Below are 17,595 nucleotides of genomic sequence, written 5' to 3' on the forward strand. Positions count from 1 at the left end.
AATGGCTATGGCTAAGATCTTAGGGACCAGTCTACAGGCCGCCGACCAAGTCGCATTACTGCGAACCTTAGGATTGCTGCTGCAAATTGGCTTAACCATGTTTGCCGCCGACACCTTTGGTCTTAGCCTGCAAATGGAGCCGTTAGTGCATGTGTTAGTGCTGGAGGTGTTATACCTGTCACTCACATTAGCCTTACGTAAACCTTTGTTTGCCAAGGAGCGTGGCCTCTTTATCGCGCTCAGTTTAGACACACTATTTTGGATCTCTTGGCTGCACTTTTCCGGCGGCGCGACTAATGCGTTTATCTCGTTATTACTGCTGCCGATTGCACTTGCGGCTGTGACTTTGCCAATCTGGGCACCTTGGGCGTTGACGGCTATTTCAACCTTAGCCTACAGCTTGATGATTTTTACTGTGCCCGAATCCCCCATGCAGCACCATGGTATGGACATGAGCTCCCACTATTTAGGCATGTGGTTTAACTTTGTGATTTCAGCTTTGGTGATGACAACCAGCGTGGCGCTGATTACTAAACGTATGCGCCGCCAAGATGCGCAGTTAGCTTATATGCGTGAAGGGCAATTGCGTCAGGAACAACTCTTGGCACTAGGCACTGCATCGGCGCAGATGGCGCATCAATTGGCCACACCGCTCTCAAGCCTGAGGTTGTTACTCGATGAAGTAAAAGAAGATATGAGCGGCACTTCGATAACGGTTGTGGAGATGGAGACTGCGTTAGGCCGCTGTGAACATACGCTCGCCGAGCTGCGATTAGCGACAGAGTCGATCCGCGATCGCCGCCAGCGGCCACAAAAGATCGCTGAGCTGGTGGACAGTTTAAAGCAGAAAACCTTACTGCTCATGCCGCAGACCGAACTGAACTGGCTGTTTACCTGTGCGCCTGAGCAACTGGCAGAGCAAAGCATTCTGACTGATATGAGTCTAACACCTGCCATCATGGCTTTGATTGAAAATGCTGCCCGCGCCAGTGTCGAAACCCTAGGTGCGCCGCAGGTGGATATCAGCTTAGATATCGTGCCAAGTGAAGATCAGATCTATTTGCAGATCCGTGATTATGGCGCAGGCATAGCGCCCTCTTTATTGCCGCAATTGGGCACCTTATTAATTGATAGTCCCAAGGGCTTAGGTGTTGCGCTGCTACTCAGTCACGCCAGTCTAGAGCGTTTGGGCGCAGAATTGATTCTGGCCAATCATCCCCAAGGCGGAACTGTGGCACAAATTCGCTTTACGATTCTAAAGGACAAAGCGGCATCTTTATCGCCCAACATTCAGGCCGCTGGCGGAGTCAGATCATGAAACGTTTGTTAATCGTCGAGGATGACCTTTCTCTGGCGAGTATTTTAGGCCGACGGCTTACGCGTCACGGTTTTGAGTGCCGCCTAACCCATGATGCCAGCGATGCTCTGCTGGTGGCGCGGGAGTTTCGCCCTAGCCATATCCTGTTAGACATGAAGCTGGCCGAAGCCAATGGCTTAGGGTTAATTGTGCCGCTACGTAACCTGCTGCCTAAGGTGACCATGGTGTTGCTCACCGGCTACGCCAGTATTGCCACTGCGGTGGAAGCGATTCGCCTCGGCGCCGATAATTATTTAGCTAAACCTGTTGATACTCAAACCTTACTCGCCGCGCTGGAAATGCAAGGGCATTCCCATACCCTTCAAGAAGATGAAGTCGATGACTCGCCCCTCAATCCTAAGCGTTTGGAGTGGGAGCATATTCAGCAAGTGCTTAATGCTAACCAAGGCAATGTGTCCGCTACCGCCCGACAATTGGGAATGCATCGCCGCACCTTACAACGTAAGTTACTCAAAAAACCTGTGGGTGAAAGTGGCCATTTGAAGTAACCAAGGCAATGTGTCCGCCACCGCCCGACAATTGGGGATGCATCGCCGCACCTTACAACGTAAGTTACTCAAAAAACCTGTGGGTGAAAGTGGACATTTGAAGTAACCAAGGCAATGTGTCCGCTACCGCCCGACAATTGGGGATGCATCGCTGTACCTTACAACGTAAGTTACTCAAAAAACCTGTGGGTGAAAGTGGCCATTTGAATTAACGCTTTATTCTCGCATGCTGGTCAGTGACGCTGACTCAAGCACATGAAATAAGGATGCTGACGGGATTGAGGCTGGCTTAGTGCACCGCATTTGCGCATAAAAAATGCCACTCAAAAAAGACTGAGTGGCATTAACAAGAAACGAGAAGTTTATCGATGAGTCGGCGCTAGGATTTTACGCTAGCGCCACGATACGATTATCTTATGCGATTAAAAGTTAACGGTTTCTTCGTTTGAGCAAGGGCCGTTAGTTTCACACACTTTATAGCTGAAGCTAGTGCCAGCTAGGTCAGTGAAACGGTCAATAAACGATGAATTGCTTGAAGTACCAACCGCAACGCCGTTACGGAAGATAGTGTACTCATCAGCGTTATGGCCTTCCCATGCGAGTGCAACACGAATGCTACCGCGACGAGATTTGTTAGCGTTTTTCACTGTCATTTCTAACGCCACTTCTGGTACTTCAACCGCAAATTCTTCAGAAGTGCTTGCTGTTGCGCCATCGTTGTCAGTCACTGTCAGTGTCACTGTGTAGTTGCCTGACTGAGCATACTGATGATTTACACTTGCGCCTGAAGCAGTTGTGCCATCACCGAAACTCCAGCTCCATGCAACGACATCACCGTCGCTGTCAGTACTGGTGCTAGTGAAGCTACCGTTACCGTTGGCAAAGCTTGCAGTAAAGCCCGCTGTTGGATCTTGGTTTGGTATCTCATCGCCACCGTCATAAGCACCCACTAGGCTCACACCTGTGTAGCTGCTATAGCCACTGACCATGACCCAATAAGTTCCTGTTTGGGCTGGATCGATAGGGCAGCTTTCGGCATTACCGGCTTTGTATGGACGGCAATCATAGCTACTAGAGGTAGGAGCTTGGCCGAATTTAACATACATGTCCGCATCACCCGTGCCGCCTGACATATTAAAACTCAGGTTGGTTGCACCGCTTGCTACGTCGAGTTTGTAGTACTGTTTGCTACCTGACGCACCCGCTAAACCCGTCACTGCGACACCGTTCGCGAGTTCAGTCGCTTCTGGTGGTGGCGGTGGTGGTGGCGTTTCACAAGGTGTGATACCCACAGCGGCAAACGCAGTAACCACATCGTCAGCACTTAAGCCTAAGTCAGTCGCCGCAGATTTAACGCCACAAGCGCCTTGCCAGAACAAGCTGTCAGCCGTCCAATATAATTGGTTAGCAACCACAAATGTTTGGAATGCAGTGCGTGTATCCCAGCCCGGTAAGTTTGCGAGTGTGTAGAAGGCTTTGTTGAAGACACCTGAACTGTGGTGTACGTCGATACCATCATAGTAATCGTCGATATGGCCGATTGAGATTCCGTCTAAGGTTGGATCTGCCATGTAACGCAGTGCGCCATTGCCTTTAAAGATATCTGCGCCGACTAACCAGTCGTTCGTGCCGTGCATGTAAAATTCAGCAGCTTCACCCGCCATATCTGAGAAGGCTTCGTTCATGCCACCAGATTGAGCATCGTAAATCAGGCCTGAGTTTTGCTCAGTGAAACCATGGCTCACTTCGTGTGCCGAGACATCTAAGCTCACTAATGGATAGAAGGTCGTTGCGCCATCACCGAAGGTCATAGCACTGCCGTCCCAGAAGGCGTTTTCGTAGTTGCTGCTGTAGTGAACCCGCATGGTTAACTGGAAAGTTAACGGCGCAGTGTTGTACCACTCGCTATACATGTTGTAGATCACGTTACCGAAGTAGTGCGCATCGTTTAATGGCGAGTAAGCACCGTTGATCTCTTTAACGGTATTGCGTGGGCAAGTATAAGAGAAGGCAGTTGCGCCTGATGTGGCACCGTTTAAGTTAACGGTTTTCACGTTAGGTGAGTTCATGGTGCACGTGTCACCGCTCACTTCAACGTCTAAGTAAGAAAAATCCGTACCGTATTCGTATTGGCCAGTCTTAATGTTACCGCCTGGACCTGTACCGCTCGCGGCGTGGTTAATCCCTTCCCAACGCTTGAGCACTTCACCTGAGTGTGCGTCAATCATAGTGAATGGACGGCTTGGCTCATCGTCATATACCACAAAAGACGTCACATAAACGAGGCGAGTTTTAGCCGCATCATCAAGGTAAAGCCATAATTTAGCTTGTTTGTTTTCAGCTTTTAGGCCTGCAACAGCTTTCTCAGACTTACCACGAATCGCAATGTCTAACGCTTTGTTAGCCGTTAAAGTGGGTTTGACAAAATCAGCCGACTTTTCAATATTTTTTAATACGCGGCCAGACATGTCGCTGTAGAAGCCCATGCTCGATTGTGACGTTGCAACAGAGAAACCATAAACAGGCACGTCATGGAAATATTGTTGTAAACGTTGTTTCTGCTTGCCTTGACCTAGGTCGAGTTTTTTCTCGACTTTGAGTTGGCTACCTGCGTCTAAGTTGAACTGAGACACTAAGTTATTGCTTGAAGACGCGCTTCTGAGTGTGCCGACATCGACAACATCAGCAGCAAATGCTGATGTGCCTAACGTAGCCGACACAGCAATGAAGAGTAGCGACAGTTTTTTGTTTAGCATCATGCTTAAAATCCTTTTTCCGTTTGTCATTAACGTTGGAATGCCATACTGCTTAACTGGCTCGGGCGAGCGTTTTTTTATTGTAATTTCTACAGGGTCGTCGGCATCCCTCTGCCATGGCCGAATAGAATGAGCTGTTGCTCAGGCGGAAATTCTCAGATTTTTATTCTGTGCAAAGCGTGAATAACCGCATGACCTTAGATGTTATTTAAATGTAAAAGTGTTAACAATCGTACAAAGGAACTATCTTCAGCATTCATTTAGGTGCTTTTAAATTTGAATTAGGACTTTTGGGTAATAGCGATTTAGCCTAGTCAAATGGCGGGTTTTGTGAGTCGTAAAAAGTACTTTATTGATGAATTTTCATTGGGTTAGGTTGGAATTGTTGGCGAGGTTAAGCGGGTTGTTTCTAGGCGGGTGATTTTTGAGCGGGTGGCTTTAAGGATTAGTGGTGCTTTTGGGCATAACCCTTTTTTAAGGGCAAAGATCCATCGCTTTGCCGGATTCATTTTGAAAAATGTACTTTGCAAGAGCCATTTGAAAGATGGCCTTTGAAATATGTACGTTGCAAGAGCCCGTACGCATCGCGCGACTTGGCTTACTGTTCAGCTTATTTCACCAAGGTAACTCAGTGCCATCGTAGGCGAAAAAGCACCCTGTTTGTGCCGGAGTGGCATTGGCAATGATCGGCAGCAAGCAGTTGGCGACATACTCAGGTGTAAACAGTTTGCTTTTAGGCACACTCTGTTGAAAGGGTTGAGATAATGGCGTATCTGTGGTGCCCGGATGTAGGGATAATACTACGCAGTGTTTCATGGTTCGTTGCCACTCAATCGATAGTGTTTTGAGAAACATATTCAGCGCAGCTTTTGAGGCGCGATAGCTGTACCAGCCACCTAATCTGTTATCGGTAATGCTGCCGACTTTCGCCGATATCACGGCAAATCTTGCCGAGTCACTTTGTTTTAAGGCATGGCAGAAGTGCTTCGCCAGCATGACGCTGGGCAGGGTATTTAGCGTTAAATTGTGCTGGAAAAAGTCGATGTCCAGTGATTGTAGGCTTTTTTCTGGCCCTTTATCTTGGGTGTGTAAAATCCCGACACAGTTAATAATCCAATCTAATTCAGTGAGTTGTTCGCTCAGCTGTTTAATCTCGACCTCATTGGTCACATCTAACTGATACCATTGGATATTATTCTGCCTGTCTTGGGGAAGATGATGCCTGTAGGTGGCATGCACAGTGGCGTCGGGATATGCCTCTTGGACTTGCTTAACCATAGCTTGACCAATACCCCCACTCCCGCCGACGATAAGTACTTTCATGGCAAATTCTCCCTATCCAAATCTCTATATCAAACGTTTCATATCAAACTCTCTATATCCAAGAGTCACGCTTAGGCCCACTAATGCTAAGTACTAACAATCAGTACAAATGCTAAGCACTAACACTCAGTGCTAATGGTTCAGCTATAAACGGTTTAGATGAACAAGATTGTGTTCGGCCGTGGCTAATATGGCGTGCCTTACGGACTCGTCCATTTTGTCCCAAGTTTGGTATAGCATGCCGATCCTTGGGTTCTGCGACAATCGATCGCGGTGTTTGTCCATAAAGCGCCAATAAAAGCTATTGAACGGGCAGGCGAGTGCGCCGCTGCGCTCTTTTATCTTGTAATGACAGCCGCTGCAGTAATCACTCATTTTATTGATGTAGGAACCGCTAGCGGCGTAGGGTTTAGTACCGACAATACCGCCGTCGGCAAACAAGGCCATGCCGCGAGTGTTAGGCATTTCAACCCATTCGATGGCGTCAACATACACGCCTAAATACCACTCATCGACTTGATTTGGCTCGATTTCGGTTAATAGACAGAAATTGCCGATCACCATTAAGCGCTGAATATGATGGGCGTAGGCAAAATCTAATGATTGGGATAACGCTTGTCGCATGCAGTTCATTTTAGTGTCGCCATGCCAAAAATAATCGGGCAGCGTCCTATGGGCATTGAGCGCGTTAGTGCTGGCGTACTGCGGCATATTGGCCCAGTAAATGCCGCGAACGTATTCTCGCCAACCTAATATCTGCCGCACAAATCCTTCGACTTGGGCGATATCAATTTCAGCATCTGTTTGATAACTTTCGATGGCCGCATTGATGACTTCTAATGGACTGATTAATTTACTGTTAAGGCTGAAGGATAGCCGACTATGGTACAAGCTCCACTTGGCATGATGTTGCGCTGTCATGGCATCTTGAAAGCGGCCAAAGGAAGGCAAGCAAACCTGACAAAAATACGCTAATAATTCGAGGCTTTGCGCACGGTTTATAGGCCACAGCAATGGCCCATCAATGCGACCCATGGTTGGGATTTGGTGACCCTCAAGCCTAGCGAGAATTTCCGTCACATCGAGGCTAAACATTAATGGCTCAGGCAAGACTTTTATATCCTGAGGTTTAAGCTTTTGACGGTTGCTTGCATCAAAGTTCCATTGCCCGCCGAGTGGCTTTCCTTCTTGCATCAAGATGTTGAAGCGTTTACGCATACGGCGATAAAAGTGCTCCATCATAATGTGTTTGCCGACGGGGAACTGCGTATCGATTTCGTCAAACGGCAATATAAAGTGTTCTGTATCGACACAGTTCACCACGGCGGTGTTGAGTTTAAGCTGACTCAATTGCTCAAGCAGGCGGTATTCATCTGGCCTTTGGTATTCAAACTTGATCGCGCCAACCTGCGTCACTTGATGTTGAATGAGCCCCAGTAGATCGCTATAGCCCTGAGTGTTATTGAAGGTGTCATCAAGGGTGAGATAGAGCACTTGATGCCCTTGCGCCCGCAGCTCTTGGGCAAATTGCGCCATTGCCGCAAAGAAGGCACATATCTTTTGCACATGATGCGTCACATAAGTGTTTTCTTGGTGCAGTTCTGCAATCACATACAGTACTTGATCATCAACGCGTTTAAACCAAGAATGCTGGGCATTGAGTTGATCGCCTAAAATTAACCTGACTGTATGGAATTGCTGTAATTGCATTAAGTGGACTCGTTGAATGACAATTTTCAATTGAGGGTTACGGTTAAATGGGGGATTGGGATCAATCTGAAGGTAGCTCTACAGGGGGAAGTTTTATCGCTGTGATTTGGGATTGGTTAACTTCTTTGAACATTTAATCGGATTAAGTTATTTAAAGCAAAGTCGTGGGGCTTCACCCCACACCCGACCAAGGAGGACTGCTCGTCCTATCCTCCTTGGATTCTCCAAGACGCCCCTAGCGAAGTTACATGCATTAGTTACTGGTCTCATACTCCAATAAAAATTGCCTAACGGCTCAGATGGGACATCCTTGTCCCTCCGAGCCTGCGCCATCATCCATGATGTCGCCACGGCATTTTTATCTGCGTATTTCGACAACTTCGCAGGGGAAGGTGAACTCCTGAAGTTTCGGTGTTAGCTTCTAATCTCAAAAAATTTTGCCTGTCCTATCTTTTTCATTATTTTATAGTATGTTACTCAATTTTAATGCGTCACTTAACGCAGCAGGAGCTTAGTTTGTATGCGGGAATATGATGGGATTGAAAAGCGTTACCAAAGGCCAGATGCCGATTTAGCTAAAAGTTTGATGATTATTGAAAATTTATTGGGTTTTACGCCGCTAGAGGATAGGTTGGAATTTGATTTGTCTTTTTGGGCTGGCGGTTCAGGTGTATTCGATAAGTTGGCGGTTTCATGTTCTGTGACTCCAGAGCAAATGGTACTCGCTCAAGATAAGTTGAGACTCTATTCCCCAGAGGCAGCGATAGTACTGGATGAATGGCGTGATGATTTTATTTGGCTAGTGGAGGATGAAGACGTTTGTGCCGATGTGCTGGTTAGGTCGGCGCATTTTATTAATAAGAATAAAGCGCCATTTCAAGATGTTTGTCTTAAAACGCAGTCTATTTATTTCGCTTACATGAGTGATGTGAATGGCTGGACTGCGGTATGGGGTCAGCAAGATAGGCTCAATTATGCTTATTTCTGCCAAGGATAGCTTTTATCTGTAAGTGATTACCGACAATCGCCAGTTAAGTCTTATTTACCAGTCCGTAATCAAGGGCGTAGCTTTCAAGCTTGGCATCGAGATCATCTAGATCTTTATAAAACTCGTCATCGAGCTTATCGAGTACGCTGTACAGGTCTTGGTTATCGGTTGCGGCTAAACGACGATCTCTGTCTATTGGTACTGGCTTTTCGCCAAACACGGCCTGTTTTGCTTGGTGTAGTAAGTTTAACGAGTGGCTTGCTCCCATTTGGATAAGTCCACGTTCAGCAAAGGCGTAATGCTCACCTGAAGAGTTGTCGAAATACTGAATAAATCCACCATTATAGACTTCGCCAGATAAGCAGTTCACCGCATAGTAGTTTTGTTCCTCTGGTCTAAGCGTATAAAAACCTTGATCTTTGTTATGTACCCTTACAACAAGATCTCGCCAAAAGGCTCGAAAGGGACAGGTTTTATCGAGTTCACGCTCTTGTTGGTAGTATTCCTTCGCACGCTCGAGATTTGCACGTATGCCATTTTTGCAGGGCATGCATAAACCCTCATTTTTCTCGGCGGTACTCGGAAGGATTAAGGTTTTACATTCTTGGCAGGGGATTTTTTCCGACATGGTCTTTCCTTTGATACTCAAGTCAGTAAGAGAAGTCACAGCTTCACAAGCTACCCATTGTTAAATTCTCTGTTTCTAGAGTTTACATCCCACAATTAAGTGTCCATTTACCTAACGTACTAGTTGTACTTTATGTTCATCGCAATCAGCGGTTCGCGTGAGGCTTTTTCGGCGCGTAGGCGGGCGAGGTATTTTTCCCATAGATCCACTTGGTGGGTGGCGAGATCGTAGAGTACTTTCCACGAGAATAGGCCTGTGTCGTGGCCGTCATCGAAGACGATTTTCACTGCGTAATTACCGACGGGTTCTATGGCACTGATGTTGACGTTTTTCTTGTGGGTGACCAGCTTGGGGTTGCCGTGACCATGCACTTCGGCTGAGGGCGAGTAGACTCTGAGCATCTCGCAGCTGAGCTGATATTGCTCACCATTGTCGAAACTGATTTCTAGAATGCGCGATTTACGTTTCAGTTTAAGATCGGTGACATTGGGCGTTGCTGTGGTCATAGGTTGGCTACCAAGAAAATGCTAAGGATAGGATAACGACTCATTAAAATAACACCTGACTAATGTAACCACTCGCGGCCAAGGATACAAAGGGTAAGCGAGAGCCTTGCTCAGGCTTTTTCGTTTAAGTCACACTTTTGCATTTGAGTCGTTTACCGCCAAGTCGTTTGAGCTTGGCGGTGAACGGTTTAGTACTAGAGGATAAAGCGGCTGAGATCTTCGTCTTGGACTAAGTTGTCTAAGTGGGCGCTGACATAGTCGGCGTCGATAACAAAGGCGGAGCCCGATTTTTCCGATGCCTCGTAGGAGATATCTTCCATCAGCCTTTCCATCACAGTGTGTAAACGACGGGCGCCGATGTTTTCGGTGCGCTCGTTTACTTGCCATGCGGCTTTCGCAATGCTGTCGATACCCGATTCGCTGAATTCAACTTTCACGCCTTCTGTGCCCATCAGCGCGATATATTGCTCGGTGAGCGAGGCGTGTGGCTCGGTTAAAATGCGTTTAAAATCATTGGCTGATAATGCATCTAGCTCGACACGGATCGGTAAACGACCCTGTAATTCAGGAATTAAATCCGACGGTTTAGACATCTGGAATGCGCCAGAGGCGATAAACAGTATGTGGTCGGTTTTTACCATGCCGTGTTTTGTGGTAACAGTGCAGCCTTCGATGAGCGGCAGTAAGTCACGTTGCACGCCTTCACGGGAAACGTCTGGGCCTGAGGTTTCGCCGCGCTTACAGATTTTGTCGATTTCGTCGAGGAACACTATGCCGTGTTGCTCAACCATTTCAATGGCTTGTTCTTTTAAATCTTCTTGATTGACCAGTTTGGCGGCTTCTTCTTCGATCAATAGCTTAAAGGCTTCTTTGATCTTCATCTTGCGACGTTTTGCTGGTGCTTGGCCCATGTTTTTAAACAGACTTTGCAGCTGGTTGGTCATTTCTTCCATGCCTGGAGGCGACATGATTTCAACACCAATTTGCGGTTGGGCCACATCGATATCGATTTCTTTATCGTCTAATTGGCCTTCGCGTAGTTTTTTGCGGAAGACTTGACGGGTATTTGAGTTGGAATCGGTTTCAGTGCTTTCCCAGTCGTTTTTTGGCTTAGGCAACAGGGCATCGAGAATGCGCTCTTCGGCATTTTCTTCGGCGCGTTGGCGACATTTGCCCATTTGCTGTTCACGGGTCAGCTTGATGGCGATATCGGTCAAGTCGCGGATGATTTGCTCGACTTCCTTACCGACATAACCCACTTCTGTGTATTTAGTCGCTTCGACCTTGATAAAAGGCGCGTTCGCCAGTTTGGCTAAACGGCGGGCAATTTCAGTTTTACCAACGCCCGTTGGGCCAATCATCAGAATATTTTTTGGGGTGACTTCTTGACGGAAATCCGCGTCAAGTTGCATCCGGCGCCAGCGGTTACGCAGGGCGACAGCAACAGAACGTTTGGCCTTTTGTTGGCCAATAATGTGTGCATCCAGCTCGTGGACAATCTCACGGGGGGTCATTTCAGACATAATATTCCTCACGGGCTGTTTAGTAATTGAGTTCTTCAATCGTTTTGAATTGATTGGTGAATACGCAGATATCCGCGGCAATGGTCAGGGATTTTTCAGCGATTTCTAAGGCCGACAGCTCGGTATTTTGCAATAGCGCAAGGGCTGCCGCTTGGGCATAGTTGCCGCCTGAACCAATGGCGACTAAGTCGTGTTCTGGCTGAACGACATCACCGTTACCTGTGATGATCAGCGAGGTTTCGGCATCGGCCACGACGAGTAGGGCTTCGAGTTTGCGCAGCATACGGTCGGTACGCCAATCTTTGGCGAGCTCAACGGCCGAGCGCAATAAATGGCCTTGGTGCATTTCGAGTTTGGCCTCAAAACGCTCGAATAGGGTGAAAGCATCGGCGGTGCCGCCTGCAAAACCTGCCAGTACCTTGTTGTGATATAAGCGACGCACTTTTTTGGCGTTACCTTTCATTACGGTATTGCCTAGGGAGACTTGGCCATCGCCGGCGATGACAACTTGATTATTACGGCGTACTGATACGATAGTGGTCACAATGAATCCTCTTCTCTGGCCCGCAATGACAAATCATGCGGTGGATGATGGAGTAGATATGGGGATAGATGACAATAATTCAAGTTATAGCGAGAAAAGCCAAAGGAGTTTGCGAACTTTCGCGCTCCTTTAGCAATAATAAGCGCTTATTGGGAAAGTGTGGATCGACCTACAATAGTGCGGCCATCGAAGGGATAGTATTTAAGATCCCAGTTTTCACTGCCGAAGCTGCGATCGTCAGAGACATAGTTGAAAATGCAGTAAGCATTGGGATCGGTAATGTCGACGGCACCATACCAGTAAACAATGTCGACATTGGGAACTGTGCGCCAAGAGTATTGATCGGCAATGACAAATTCATTATTAGCCAAAAGACCTTGCCATAACTGACCACAATAATCGCCCTGCAATTTAGCACCGGCATCAGCGGTTGCAGTCTCTATTCCCAGTGGAAATCCTGTGGTGGTCGAGTCGAGTTTTCCGTCACCATAACAGGCGAGATCTTGGGTATAACCAGAGTGACCGCCCGCAAGCCAGCAACTGTGATAAAGCTTAACACCAGAGGTAAAGGCCGCAAATGCGGTTTTGGCTCTGGCATCGTGGGCATCTTGGCCTAGGTTTAAAAACCGTGGTGCTGCGACGACGGCCAAGATCCCAAGGATGATAATGACCACAACCAGCTCAATTAATGTAAAGCCCTTCGATGACTGCAAACGACTCATATTGCTCACCTATCTGTTAGAGGACAATATTCTAACGGAACTTTGATTTGCAATCAGTAAGTCATTGATAATATTTAGTTGTTTAACATTGTTGTTACATGGCTTTACAGTAAGATGGCAAGCCGCAAAATGGCAAGCCATCACTTCATCTTTCAATGCCATCTGCCGAATGTAAACGGCTTATAAAGCCGTTTTGTCTATAACACGATAGAGGGTTTGTACGTAGCCATTGTCGTACTGCTGCGTGTGAATTGGCATTAATTGAATCGCTTGAGCTAAGTCGCCAAAGAGTGGAATACCTTTACCCAGTAAAGTGGGGATGCGAGTGAGCGTGAGTTCCTGAATTAGCCCTGCCGCTAAAAAGCCTTGGATTGTTTGGCCGCCATCGATATAGAGATGCTTAAAGCCACGGGTTTTGAGTTGCTCGCTAATGCTTGCTGCATCGCCATTTAGCACTTGTACGTGCTCACTTAACGCCGATGGCACAGTTACACCGCTGCGGCTTAATACAAATACTGGGATATTCACATAGGGCCAATCACAATCGAAGGAGAGGACTTTTTCAAAGCTTTTACGTCCCATCACTATCGCATCGACAGTGTCGATAAAAGCATGGTAACCAAAATCTTCATCGGGATTAGTACTAGGATGCTGGTTTAAAAAGTCGATATCCCCATCGGGAGTGGCAATATAGCCGTCGAGGGTCGCGGCAATAAAAACGGAGGCTTTCATTCATCTTCCTTAATGCTATTTTCGAGCGTGTTTCTCTAATGATTCTTTTAGTGCCTGTTGCTGAGCGAAGCAGTCTTGTTTTGCTTTGCCCGACATATCGTTACACGTTTGACCTTTATCTGGGCCTTCTAATATGGCGGCTGCAACATAAACAGCGGCATCGGCTGCATTGCATTCTTGTTTGCTGTAGGGGGAATTTGTATCACATTTTGAATTAAGCGGCCCAACGCAGCCACTCATGCATGTCAAGGCTAAGGCGCTAAAACTGAGTAATATTAAAGGTTTGAACATTCGCTCTTCCATGATTCTTGTTATTTAAGACGGTTGGAAAGTATATAACTGCTTTGCAGGCTGAGCGAGAACTGGATCGTTCAATTTCCACTTTGGTTGTTATCTCGGAGTAAGGCATTCGCGGATGGGAGAAAAAATCCCCGAGGGCATAGTTACCCTCGGGTGGAGGTTCAAAAAGCAGTGGATTTCTTGAGCGCCTGCGGGGCACAAAGGAAGGAACCTATGGCGTGATTGTGCGGGCTGATACGATATTTAACAAAGCCAAATGCACAAACTGCGACAGCTTGTCGCAGGTAGGATGAAAACTGTGTAGTTACGGTATCTTGAATGGTCTGGGTAAAAAGGGTTTAACGGTTAAATCCTTATGCGTGGCGAGAAGGCGTCGCGGTTGTTTAGCGACTATGGGTCACTGACTTATAAGGCTGAATGTAGATTCCCTAAGTGCTGCACTAACTCTGCCATATTATTCACTTCGAGTTTTTTCATGATTTTTGCGCGGTGTACTTCAATCGTACGCAGAGATAAAAATATAGCCTCCGAGATTTGCTTATTGGTCATGCCTTGGATCACATGGGCTAACACTTGCTGTTCGCGCTCGGTCAGTTGGTCAAACTTATGTTGCAGACTTTGCTGCTCGAAGGCCGCCTGGCTTTCACGCTGTGCTTTTTCTATCGCTTGCACTAATGCCTTGCCGGACACAGGTTTTTGAAAAAAGTCGCAGGCTCCCTTACGAAAGGCGCTCAGCGCCATAGGTAAGTCGCCGTGGCCAGTGAGAAAGATGACGCCAAGCGGACTGTGGGTTTCGAGCAGTTTTTGCTGCACTTCTTGGCCGGTGATCTCCGGCATTCGGCTATCTAAAATCACGCAGCCCGCCTGCGATAATGCACAGTGCGTAAGGAAGTCGCGGCCGCTGTTGAAGGTTTGCACTTGGTAGCCAAATTGCCCGAGCATAAAACCCAGCGAATCCAGAATCGCTTCATCGTCATCGACTAAATACAGCGGCAATTTTGTAGACATGGATTTCCTTGTGGAGGCGGGAGAGCTATATCAGCTTAAGCCGCGTCTGTGTCAGGCTCAATTTTAAGCCTAGGTCTTGGGAGGTTCATCACTAAATTAGCCGATTATCTTAGGGCAGAAACCAGAGTTTGGCGGCATTTCACAGCTTGATTTTTATCTGCGAGTTAAAGTCGTTTAATAGCATATAAGACAGGGTAATAGCGGCGATGGCGACGGGCTCTTGGTGTAAAGCGGTAGTGATGGGATTATGCCTAAGTGTAATTGGGCTGAATCCGTCCTATGCCAACGAAGAGACAGAAGTGAACCATTTTAGAGTCGGAGTGTTGGCCAACCACGGCGTATTACAGGCCAAGCAGCGATGGCAACCTATGATGGATTACTTGACTGAACAAGTGCCCAATAGCCATTTTGAAGTGGTGCCCGTCGACTTTAATGGTATGCGTAGTCAGTTACTCGGCCATGATTTGCAGTTTATCGTCACCAACCCCGGGCAATATCTGCATCTAAGCAATAACTTTCCGCTGTCTTGGCTCGCGACAATGAAAAGCCGCAAGCATCAGGGCAGTACTTTTACCATAGGCGCGACCATTATTGTCCGCGCTGATAGCCCTATCCGCACCCTGCAGGATTTGCGTGGGCGCAATGTGGTCGCCAGTGATCCGCAGGCATTAGGCGGGTATCAGGCGGCTATGGGGTTGCTGCATAAAATGGGCTTTTTACCCGAACAGTTTTTTGGGCAAGTGCGCTTTCTCGGTTTCCCGTTAGAACCGCTTATTTACCAAGTGCGCGACGGCAGTGCCGACGCCGCCATTGCACCCTTTTGCACTTTAGAGGAAATGATCGCAACGGGTCTCGTTAATCAGGCCGATTATCGGGTTATCCATCCGACTAGCCCTTCAGGATATGATTGCGAGGTCAGCACTCAGTTATACCCCAACTGGTCATTCGCAGCGGCGGATACGGTTGCCCCTAAGCTGACGATGGCGATTACCCGCGCCTTATTCGATTTACCCGCCGACCATGTCGCTGCCATTACCGCCGATACCTTGGGCTGGACGGCACCGGTGAGTCAGTTGAAAGTGATTGAGTTATTCAAGGAGTTGCAACTGCAAGGTGCATCGCCGCCACTCTATCAAACTGTATATAAATGGATGGCAAAAAATAAAGAGTGGGGCGGCGCACTGTTGTTAATTTTCATTATTTCCACCATTTATCACCTGTGGCTTGAATATAAATTTCGCCAGAAAAGTGAGTTTTTAGTCAGCACTGAGCGCCAATTAAAGGACAAGGCATTGCAGCTTGAGCGGCTGCAAAGTGCGGCAATTCTGGGGGAAATTGGCGCGGGTCTTGCGCACGAACTCAATCAACCCATAGCGGCGATTACCCAATACAGCGAAGGCGCCATGCTGCAATTGGAAAGGCTTGGGCAAGATAATCCGGAACTCTATGATGTACTCGGTAAAATTAATGCGCAGTCGATTCGCGCGGGTGCGGTTGTGCACCGTATTCGCGGTTTACTCAAGCGGCGTCAGGCCAAGACTGAGCCGTTAGATATCGTGCTGGTGGTGAAGGAGGCGTTAGCTTTACTGCGGCGCGAGTTAGATCGGGCCAATGTGCAAGTGAATGTGCGAGTGCAGGGCGAGCCCTTTGAGCTGATGGGTGATAGCGTTGGCTTAAGTCAAATGTGGGTCAATCTCGTGAAAAATAGTTTAGATGCGCTAGAGGCCTGCGGCGATAATCGGGTGCGGCAATTATGGATCGATATCTATTTTCAACCGCATGAAATCAAAGTATTAGTGATTGATAATGGCGAAGGGTTACAAGGGCAGGCGAGTGAGTTAATGGCATCTTTTGCCTCAACCAAAGATGCGGGCTTAGGGCTTGGCTTAGCCATCTGTAAGGATGTGGTTACCCGCCATCACGGCAGCATTCAAATTGAAAACTGTCAGCAATCCACGCAAGCTTTACTACCTTGGCAACAGGGCTGTGTGGTGACTGTGGTCTTACCTAAGGGGTAATGTGCTTAGCTTCACTTAGCTGCAGATCAATTGTATTAGGGCAGTGGATAGTTTTGGGAAAACTGGCTGAGCTTTTCTACTAAAAACTCTATGGTGCGACGGATCTTATGGCTGGGATAATCGGTTTGTAGGTATACCAATTGCAGTGGGATAGGCGGGGCTATTTTATCGGCTAGCACTAGGTTGAGTCTGCCTTCGGTCACATCTTGCGCCACATCGAGCCAACTCTTATAGGCAATCCCACGACTTGAGAGTGCCCAGTCGCGGATCACTGCGCCATCGTTACAGAAACGTTTACCCCTGACTTCGATTTCAACTGGCGCGCCGTTATGGCTGAATTTCCATTTCTGCCACGGCTCACCGCCGCGATTTAAAATCAGCACAGCATGTTGGCTGAGTTCATTTAGTGTGCTTGGTGTGCCGTGTTGTGCCAAATAAGCGGGTGAGGCGACCAGTACTCTTGGGGTCATGGCTAGCTGACGCCTTTTCAGATTTGAGTCGTCAAGCTGGCCATAGCGCAAAGCCAAATGGATATTTTGGTCTATTAAGTCTGTCATATGATCGCCAAAATACAGCTGCACTGTCAGTTCTGGGGCGCTGTCCATCAATTCATCGAGCCAAGCACGGATCTGGCTGCGACCAATATCCGAAGGCAAGGCGAGGCGTACTTCGCCCTTAAGCTCACCCCTGTGTTCGGCTAAATTGGCGCTGGCGGTTTCGAGAATCGCCAGTGCGGGTTTCGCAGAATCGAGAAAAATCCGCCCTTCTTCTGTGAGCTGTAAGCGCCGCGTCGAGCGAGCAAATAGCTGACATCCTAGCTTTTTCTCTAATCTTTGCAGCGCGGCACTTGCCGCTGCCGGCGTCATGCCTATTTCTTTACTGGCTGCCGAGAGACTCTCTAAGGCTGCGATACGCAGCGCTAATTGCAGATCGTTTAAATGATACATATCAAATTATTTTTGAAAATGATT

Annotated in this window: 16 protein-coding genes and 2 pseudogenes; 6 read left to right on the top strand and 12 right to left on the bottom strand. The window is 47.7% G+C overall.

Annotated elements, in window-relative coordinates; translation table 11 throughout:
* Positions 1–7 precede the first annotated feature (7 nt).
* From Q4Q57_RS15875 to Q4Q57_RS15890, 4 genes and pseudogenes are all read left to right on the top strand, one after another.
* Positions 8–1,318, top strand: coding sequence for a sensor histidine kinase (locus tag Q4Q57_RS15875; RefSeq protein ID WP_012196589.1), 1,311 nt, complete (start codon positions 8–10; stop codon positions 1,316–1,318).
* Positions 1,315–1,866, top strand: a complete 552-nt coding sequence (locus tag Q4Q57_RS15880) for a response regulator transcription factor (protein ID WP_220591845.1) — start codon at positions 1,315–1,317, stop codon at positions 1,864–1,866. The genes Q4Q57_RS15875 and Q4Q57_RS15880 overlap by 4 nt, the downstream gene beginning before the upstream one ends.
* Before the next feature lie 7 nt (positions 1,867–1,873).
* A pseudogene (locus Q4Q57_RS22115) lies at positions 1,874–1,972 on the top strand (helix-turn-helix domain-containing protein); the annotation flags it as partial.
* Positions 1,973–1,979: 7 nt separating this feature from the next.
* A pseudogene (locus Q4Q57_RS15890) lies at positions 1,980–2,078 on the top strand (helix-turn-helix domain-containing protein); the annotation flags it as partial.
* Between the two features lie 210 nt (positions 2,079–2,288).
* Here the strand turns inward: Q4Q57_RS15890 and Q4Q57_RS15895 are convergent.
* The 3 genes from Q4Q57_RS15895 to Q4Q57_RS15905 form a co-directional block, all read right to left on the bottom strand.
* Positions 2,289–4,625, bottom strand: coding sequence for a M4 family metallopeptidase (locus Q4Q57_RS15895; protein ID WP_311891343.1), 2,337 nt, complete (start codon positions 4,623–4,625; stop codon positions 2,289–2,291).
* Positions 4,626–5,237: 612 nt separating this feature from the next.
* The gene (locus tag Q4Q57_RS15900) at positions 5,238–5,945 is read right to left on the bottom strand and encodes an SDR family oxidoreductase (RefSeq protein WP_311891344.1); all 708 of its coding nucleotides are present in this window, start codon (positions 5,943–5,945) and stop codon (positions 5,238–5,240) included.
* 144 nt (positions 5,946–6,089) lie between these two features.
* The gene (locus Q4Q57_RS15905; RefSeq protein ID WP_311891345.1) at positions 6,090–7,655 is read right to left on the bottom strand and encodes a cryptochrome/photolyase family protein; all 1,566 of its coding nucleotides are present in this window, start codon (positions 7,653–7,655) and stop codon (positions 6,090–6,092) included.
* Between the two features lie 520 nt (positions 7,656–8,175).
* Between Q4Q57_RS15905 and Q4Q57_RS15910 the strand changes: the two genes are divergently transcribed.
* Entirely contained in the window at positions 8,176–8,652 is a 477-nt protein-coding gene (locus Q4Q57_RS15910) for a hypothetical protein (RefSeq protein WP_311891346.1), read from the top strand.
* 34 nt (positions 8,653–8,686) lie between these two features.
* On the opposite strand, the gene Q4Q57_RS15915 is transcribed toward Q4Q57_RS15910, so the two are convergent.
* From Q4Q57_RS15915 to Q4Q57_RS15950, 8 genes are all read right to left on the bottom strand, one after another.
* Positions 8,687–9,271 (bottom strand): DUF4375 domain-containing protein, encoded by a 585-nt coding sequence (locus Q4Q57_RS15915; protein WP_311891347.1) that lies wholly within the window; start codon positions 9,269–9,271, stop codon positions 8,687–8,689.
* A gap of 119 nt (positions 9,272–9,390) precedes the next feature.
* Complete coding sequence (locus Q4Q57_RS15920) at positions 9,391–9,777, bottom strand: gamma-butyrobetaine hydroxylase-like domain-containing protein (protein WP_063883307.1); 387 nt, start codon at positions 9,775–9,777, stop codon at positions 9,391–9,393.
* A gap of 194 nt (positions 9,778–9,971) precedes the next feature.
* Positions 9,972–11,300 (bottom strand): HslU--HslV peptidase ATPase subunit, encoded by a 1,329-nt coding sequence (gene hslU / locus Q4Q57_RS15925; RefSeq protein ID WP_105251238.1) that lies wholly within the window; start codon positions 11,298–11,300, stop codon positions 9,972–9,974.
* A gap of 19 nt (positions 11,301–11,319) precedes the next feature.
* Positions 11,320–11,844, bottom strand: coding sequence for an ATP-dependent protease subunit HslV (hslV, locus tag Q4Q57_RS15930; RefSeq protein ID WP_006083300.1), 525 nt, complete (start codon positions 11,842–11,844; stop codon positions 11,320–11,322).
* A 146-nt stretch (positions 11,845–11,990) separates the two neighbouring features.
* Positions 11,991–12,566, bottom strand: coding sequence for a type II secretion system protein (locus Q4Q57_RS15935; protein ID WP_263256006.1), 576 nt, complete (start codon positions 12,564–12,566; stop codon positions 11,991–11,993).
* A gap of 180 nt (positions 12,567–12,746) precedes the next feature.
* The gene (locus Q4Q57_RS15940; RefSeq protein ID WP_311891348.1) at positions 12,747–13,298 is read right to left on the bottom strand and encodes a dihydrofolate reductase family protein; all 552 of its coding nucleotides are present in this window, start codon (positions 13,296–13,298) and stop codon (positions 12,747–12,749) included.
* A 15-nt stretch (positions 13,299–13,313) separates the two neighbouring features.
* Positions 13,314–13,589 (bottom strand): hypothetical protein, encoded by a 276-nt coding sequence (locus Q4Q57_RS15945; protein ID WP_259541889.1) that lies wholly within the window; start codon positions 13,587–13,589, stop codon positions 13,314–13,316.
* A gap of 414 nt (positions 13,590–14,003) precedes the next feature.
* A complete protein-coding gene (locus tag Q4Q57_RS15950; protein WP_311891349.1) occupies positions 14,004–14,606 on the bottom strand; it encodes a response regulator in 603 nt (200 codons plus the stop codon).
* Positions 14,607–14,812: 206 nt separating this feature from the next.
* Here Q4Q57_RS15950 and Q4Q57_RS15955 point away from each other — a divergent pair, with 206 nt between their 5' ends.
* A complete protein-coding gene (locus tag Q4Q57_RS15955; protein WP_311891350.1) occupies positions 14,813–16,624 on the top strand; it encodes a PhnD/SsuA/transferrin family substrate-binding protein in 1,812 nt (603 codons plus the stop codon).
* A 35-nt stretch (positions 16,625–16,659) separates the two neighbouring features.
* Here the strand turns inward: Q4Q57_RS15955 and Q4Q57_RS15960 are convergent, their stop codons facing one another.
* The gene (locus tag Q4Q57_RS15960) at positions 16,660–17,571 is read right to left on the bottom strand and encodes a LysR family transcriptional regulator (RefSeq protein WP_311891351.1); all 912 of its coding nucleotides are present in this window, start codon (positions 17,569–17,571) and stop codon (positions 16,660–16,662) included.
* Between the last annotated feature and the right edge of the window lie 24 nt (positions 17,572–17,595).

The sequence above is a fragment of the Shewanella sp. SP2S2-6 genome, assembly GCF_031931965.1.
In the GTDB taxonomy this organism is placed as follows: Bacteria; Pseudomonadota; Gammaproteobacteria; order Enterobacterales; family Shewanellaceae; genus Shewanella; species Shewanella baltica.

What these genes read in the sequence shown, in the direction of transcription:
- Q4Q57_RS15910 (WP_311891346.1), top strand. Translation starts at nt 8,176, where the DNA reads ATGCGGGAATATGATGGGATTGAAAAGCGTTACCAAAGGCCAGATGCC.
- Q4Q57_RS15880 (WP_220591845.1), top strand. Translation starts at nt 1,315, where the DNA reads ATGAAACGTTTGTTAATCGTCGAGGATGACCTTTCTCTGGCGAGTATT.
- Q4Q57_RS15875 (WP_012196589.1), top strand. Translation starts at nt 8, where the DNA reads ATGGCTAAGATCTTAGGGACCAGTCTACAGGCCGCCGACCAAGTCGCA.
- Q4Q57_RS15950 (WP_311891349.1), bottom strand. Translation starts at nt 14,606, where the DNA reads ATGTCTACAAAATTGCCGCTGTATTTAGTCGATGACGATGAAGCGATT.
- Q4Q57_RS15940 (WP_311891348.1), bottom strand. Translation starts at nt 13,298, where the DNA reads ATGAAAGCCTCCGTTTTTATTGCCGCGACCCTCGACGGCTATATTGCC.
- Q4Q57_RS15905 (WP_311891345.1), bottom strand. Translation starts at nt 7,655, where the DNA reads ATGCAATTACAGCAATTCCATACAGTCAGGTTAATTTTAGGCGATCAA.
- Q4Q57_RS15895 (WP_311891343.1), bottom strand. Translation starts at nt 4,625, where the DNA reads ATGATGCTAAACAAAAAACTGTCGCTACTCTTCATTGCTGTGTCGGCT.
- Q4Q57_RS15900 (WP_311891344.1), bottom strand. Translation starts at nt 5,945, where the DNA reads ATGAAAGTACTTATCGTCGGCGGGAGTGGGGGTATTGGTCAAGCTATG.
- Q4Q57_RS15960 (WP_311891351.1), bottom strand. Translation starts at nt 17,571, where the DNA reads ATGTATCATTTAAACGATCTGCAATTAGCGCTGCGTATCGCAGCCTTA.
- Q4Q57_RS15920 (WP_063883307.1), bottom strand. Translation starts at nt 9,777, where the DNA reads ATGACCACAGCAACGCCCAATGTCACCGATCTTAAACTGAAACGTAAA.
- Q4Q57_RS15935 (WP_263256006.1), bottom strand. Translation starts at nt 12,566, where the DNA reads ATGAGTCGTTTGCAGTCATCGAAGGGCTTTACATTAATTGAGCTGGTT.
- hslU (WP_105251238.1), bottom strand. Translation starts at nt 11,300, where the DNA reads ATGTCTGAAATGACCCCCCGTGAGATTGTCCACGAGCTGGATGCACAC.
- Q4Q57_RS15915 (WP_311891347.1), bottom strand. Translation starts at nt 9,271, where the DNA reads ATGTCGGAAAAAATCCCCTGCCAAGAATGTAAAACCTTAATCCTTCCG.
- Q4Q57_RS15955 (WP_311891350.1), top strand. Translation starts at nt 14,813, where the DNA reads ATGGCGACGGGCTCTTGGTGTAAAGCGGTAGTGATGGGATTATGCCTA.
- Q4Q57_RS15945 (WP_259541889.1), bottom strand. Translation starts at nt 13,589, where the DNA reads ATGTTCAAACCTTTAATATTACTCAGTTTTAGCGCCTTAGCCTTGACA.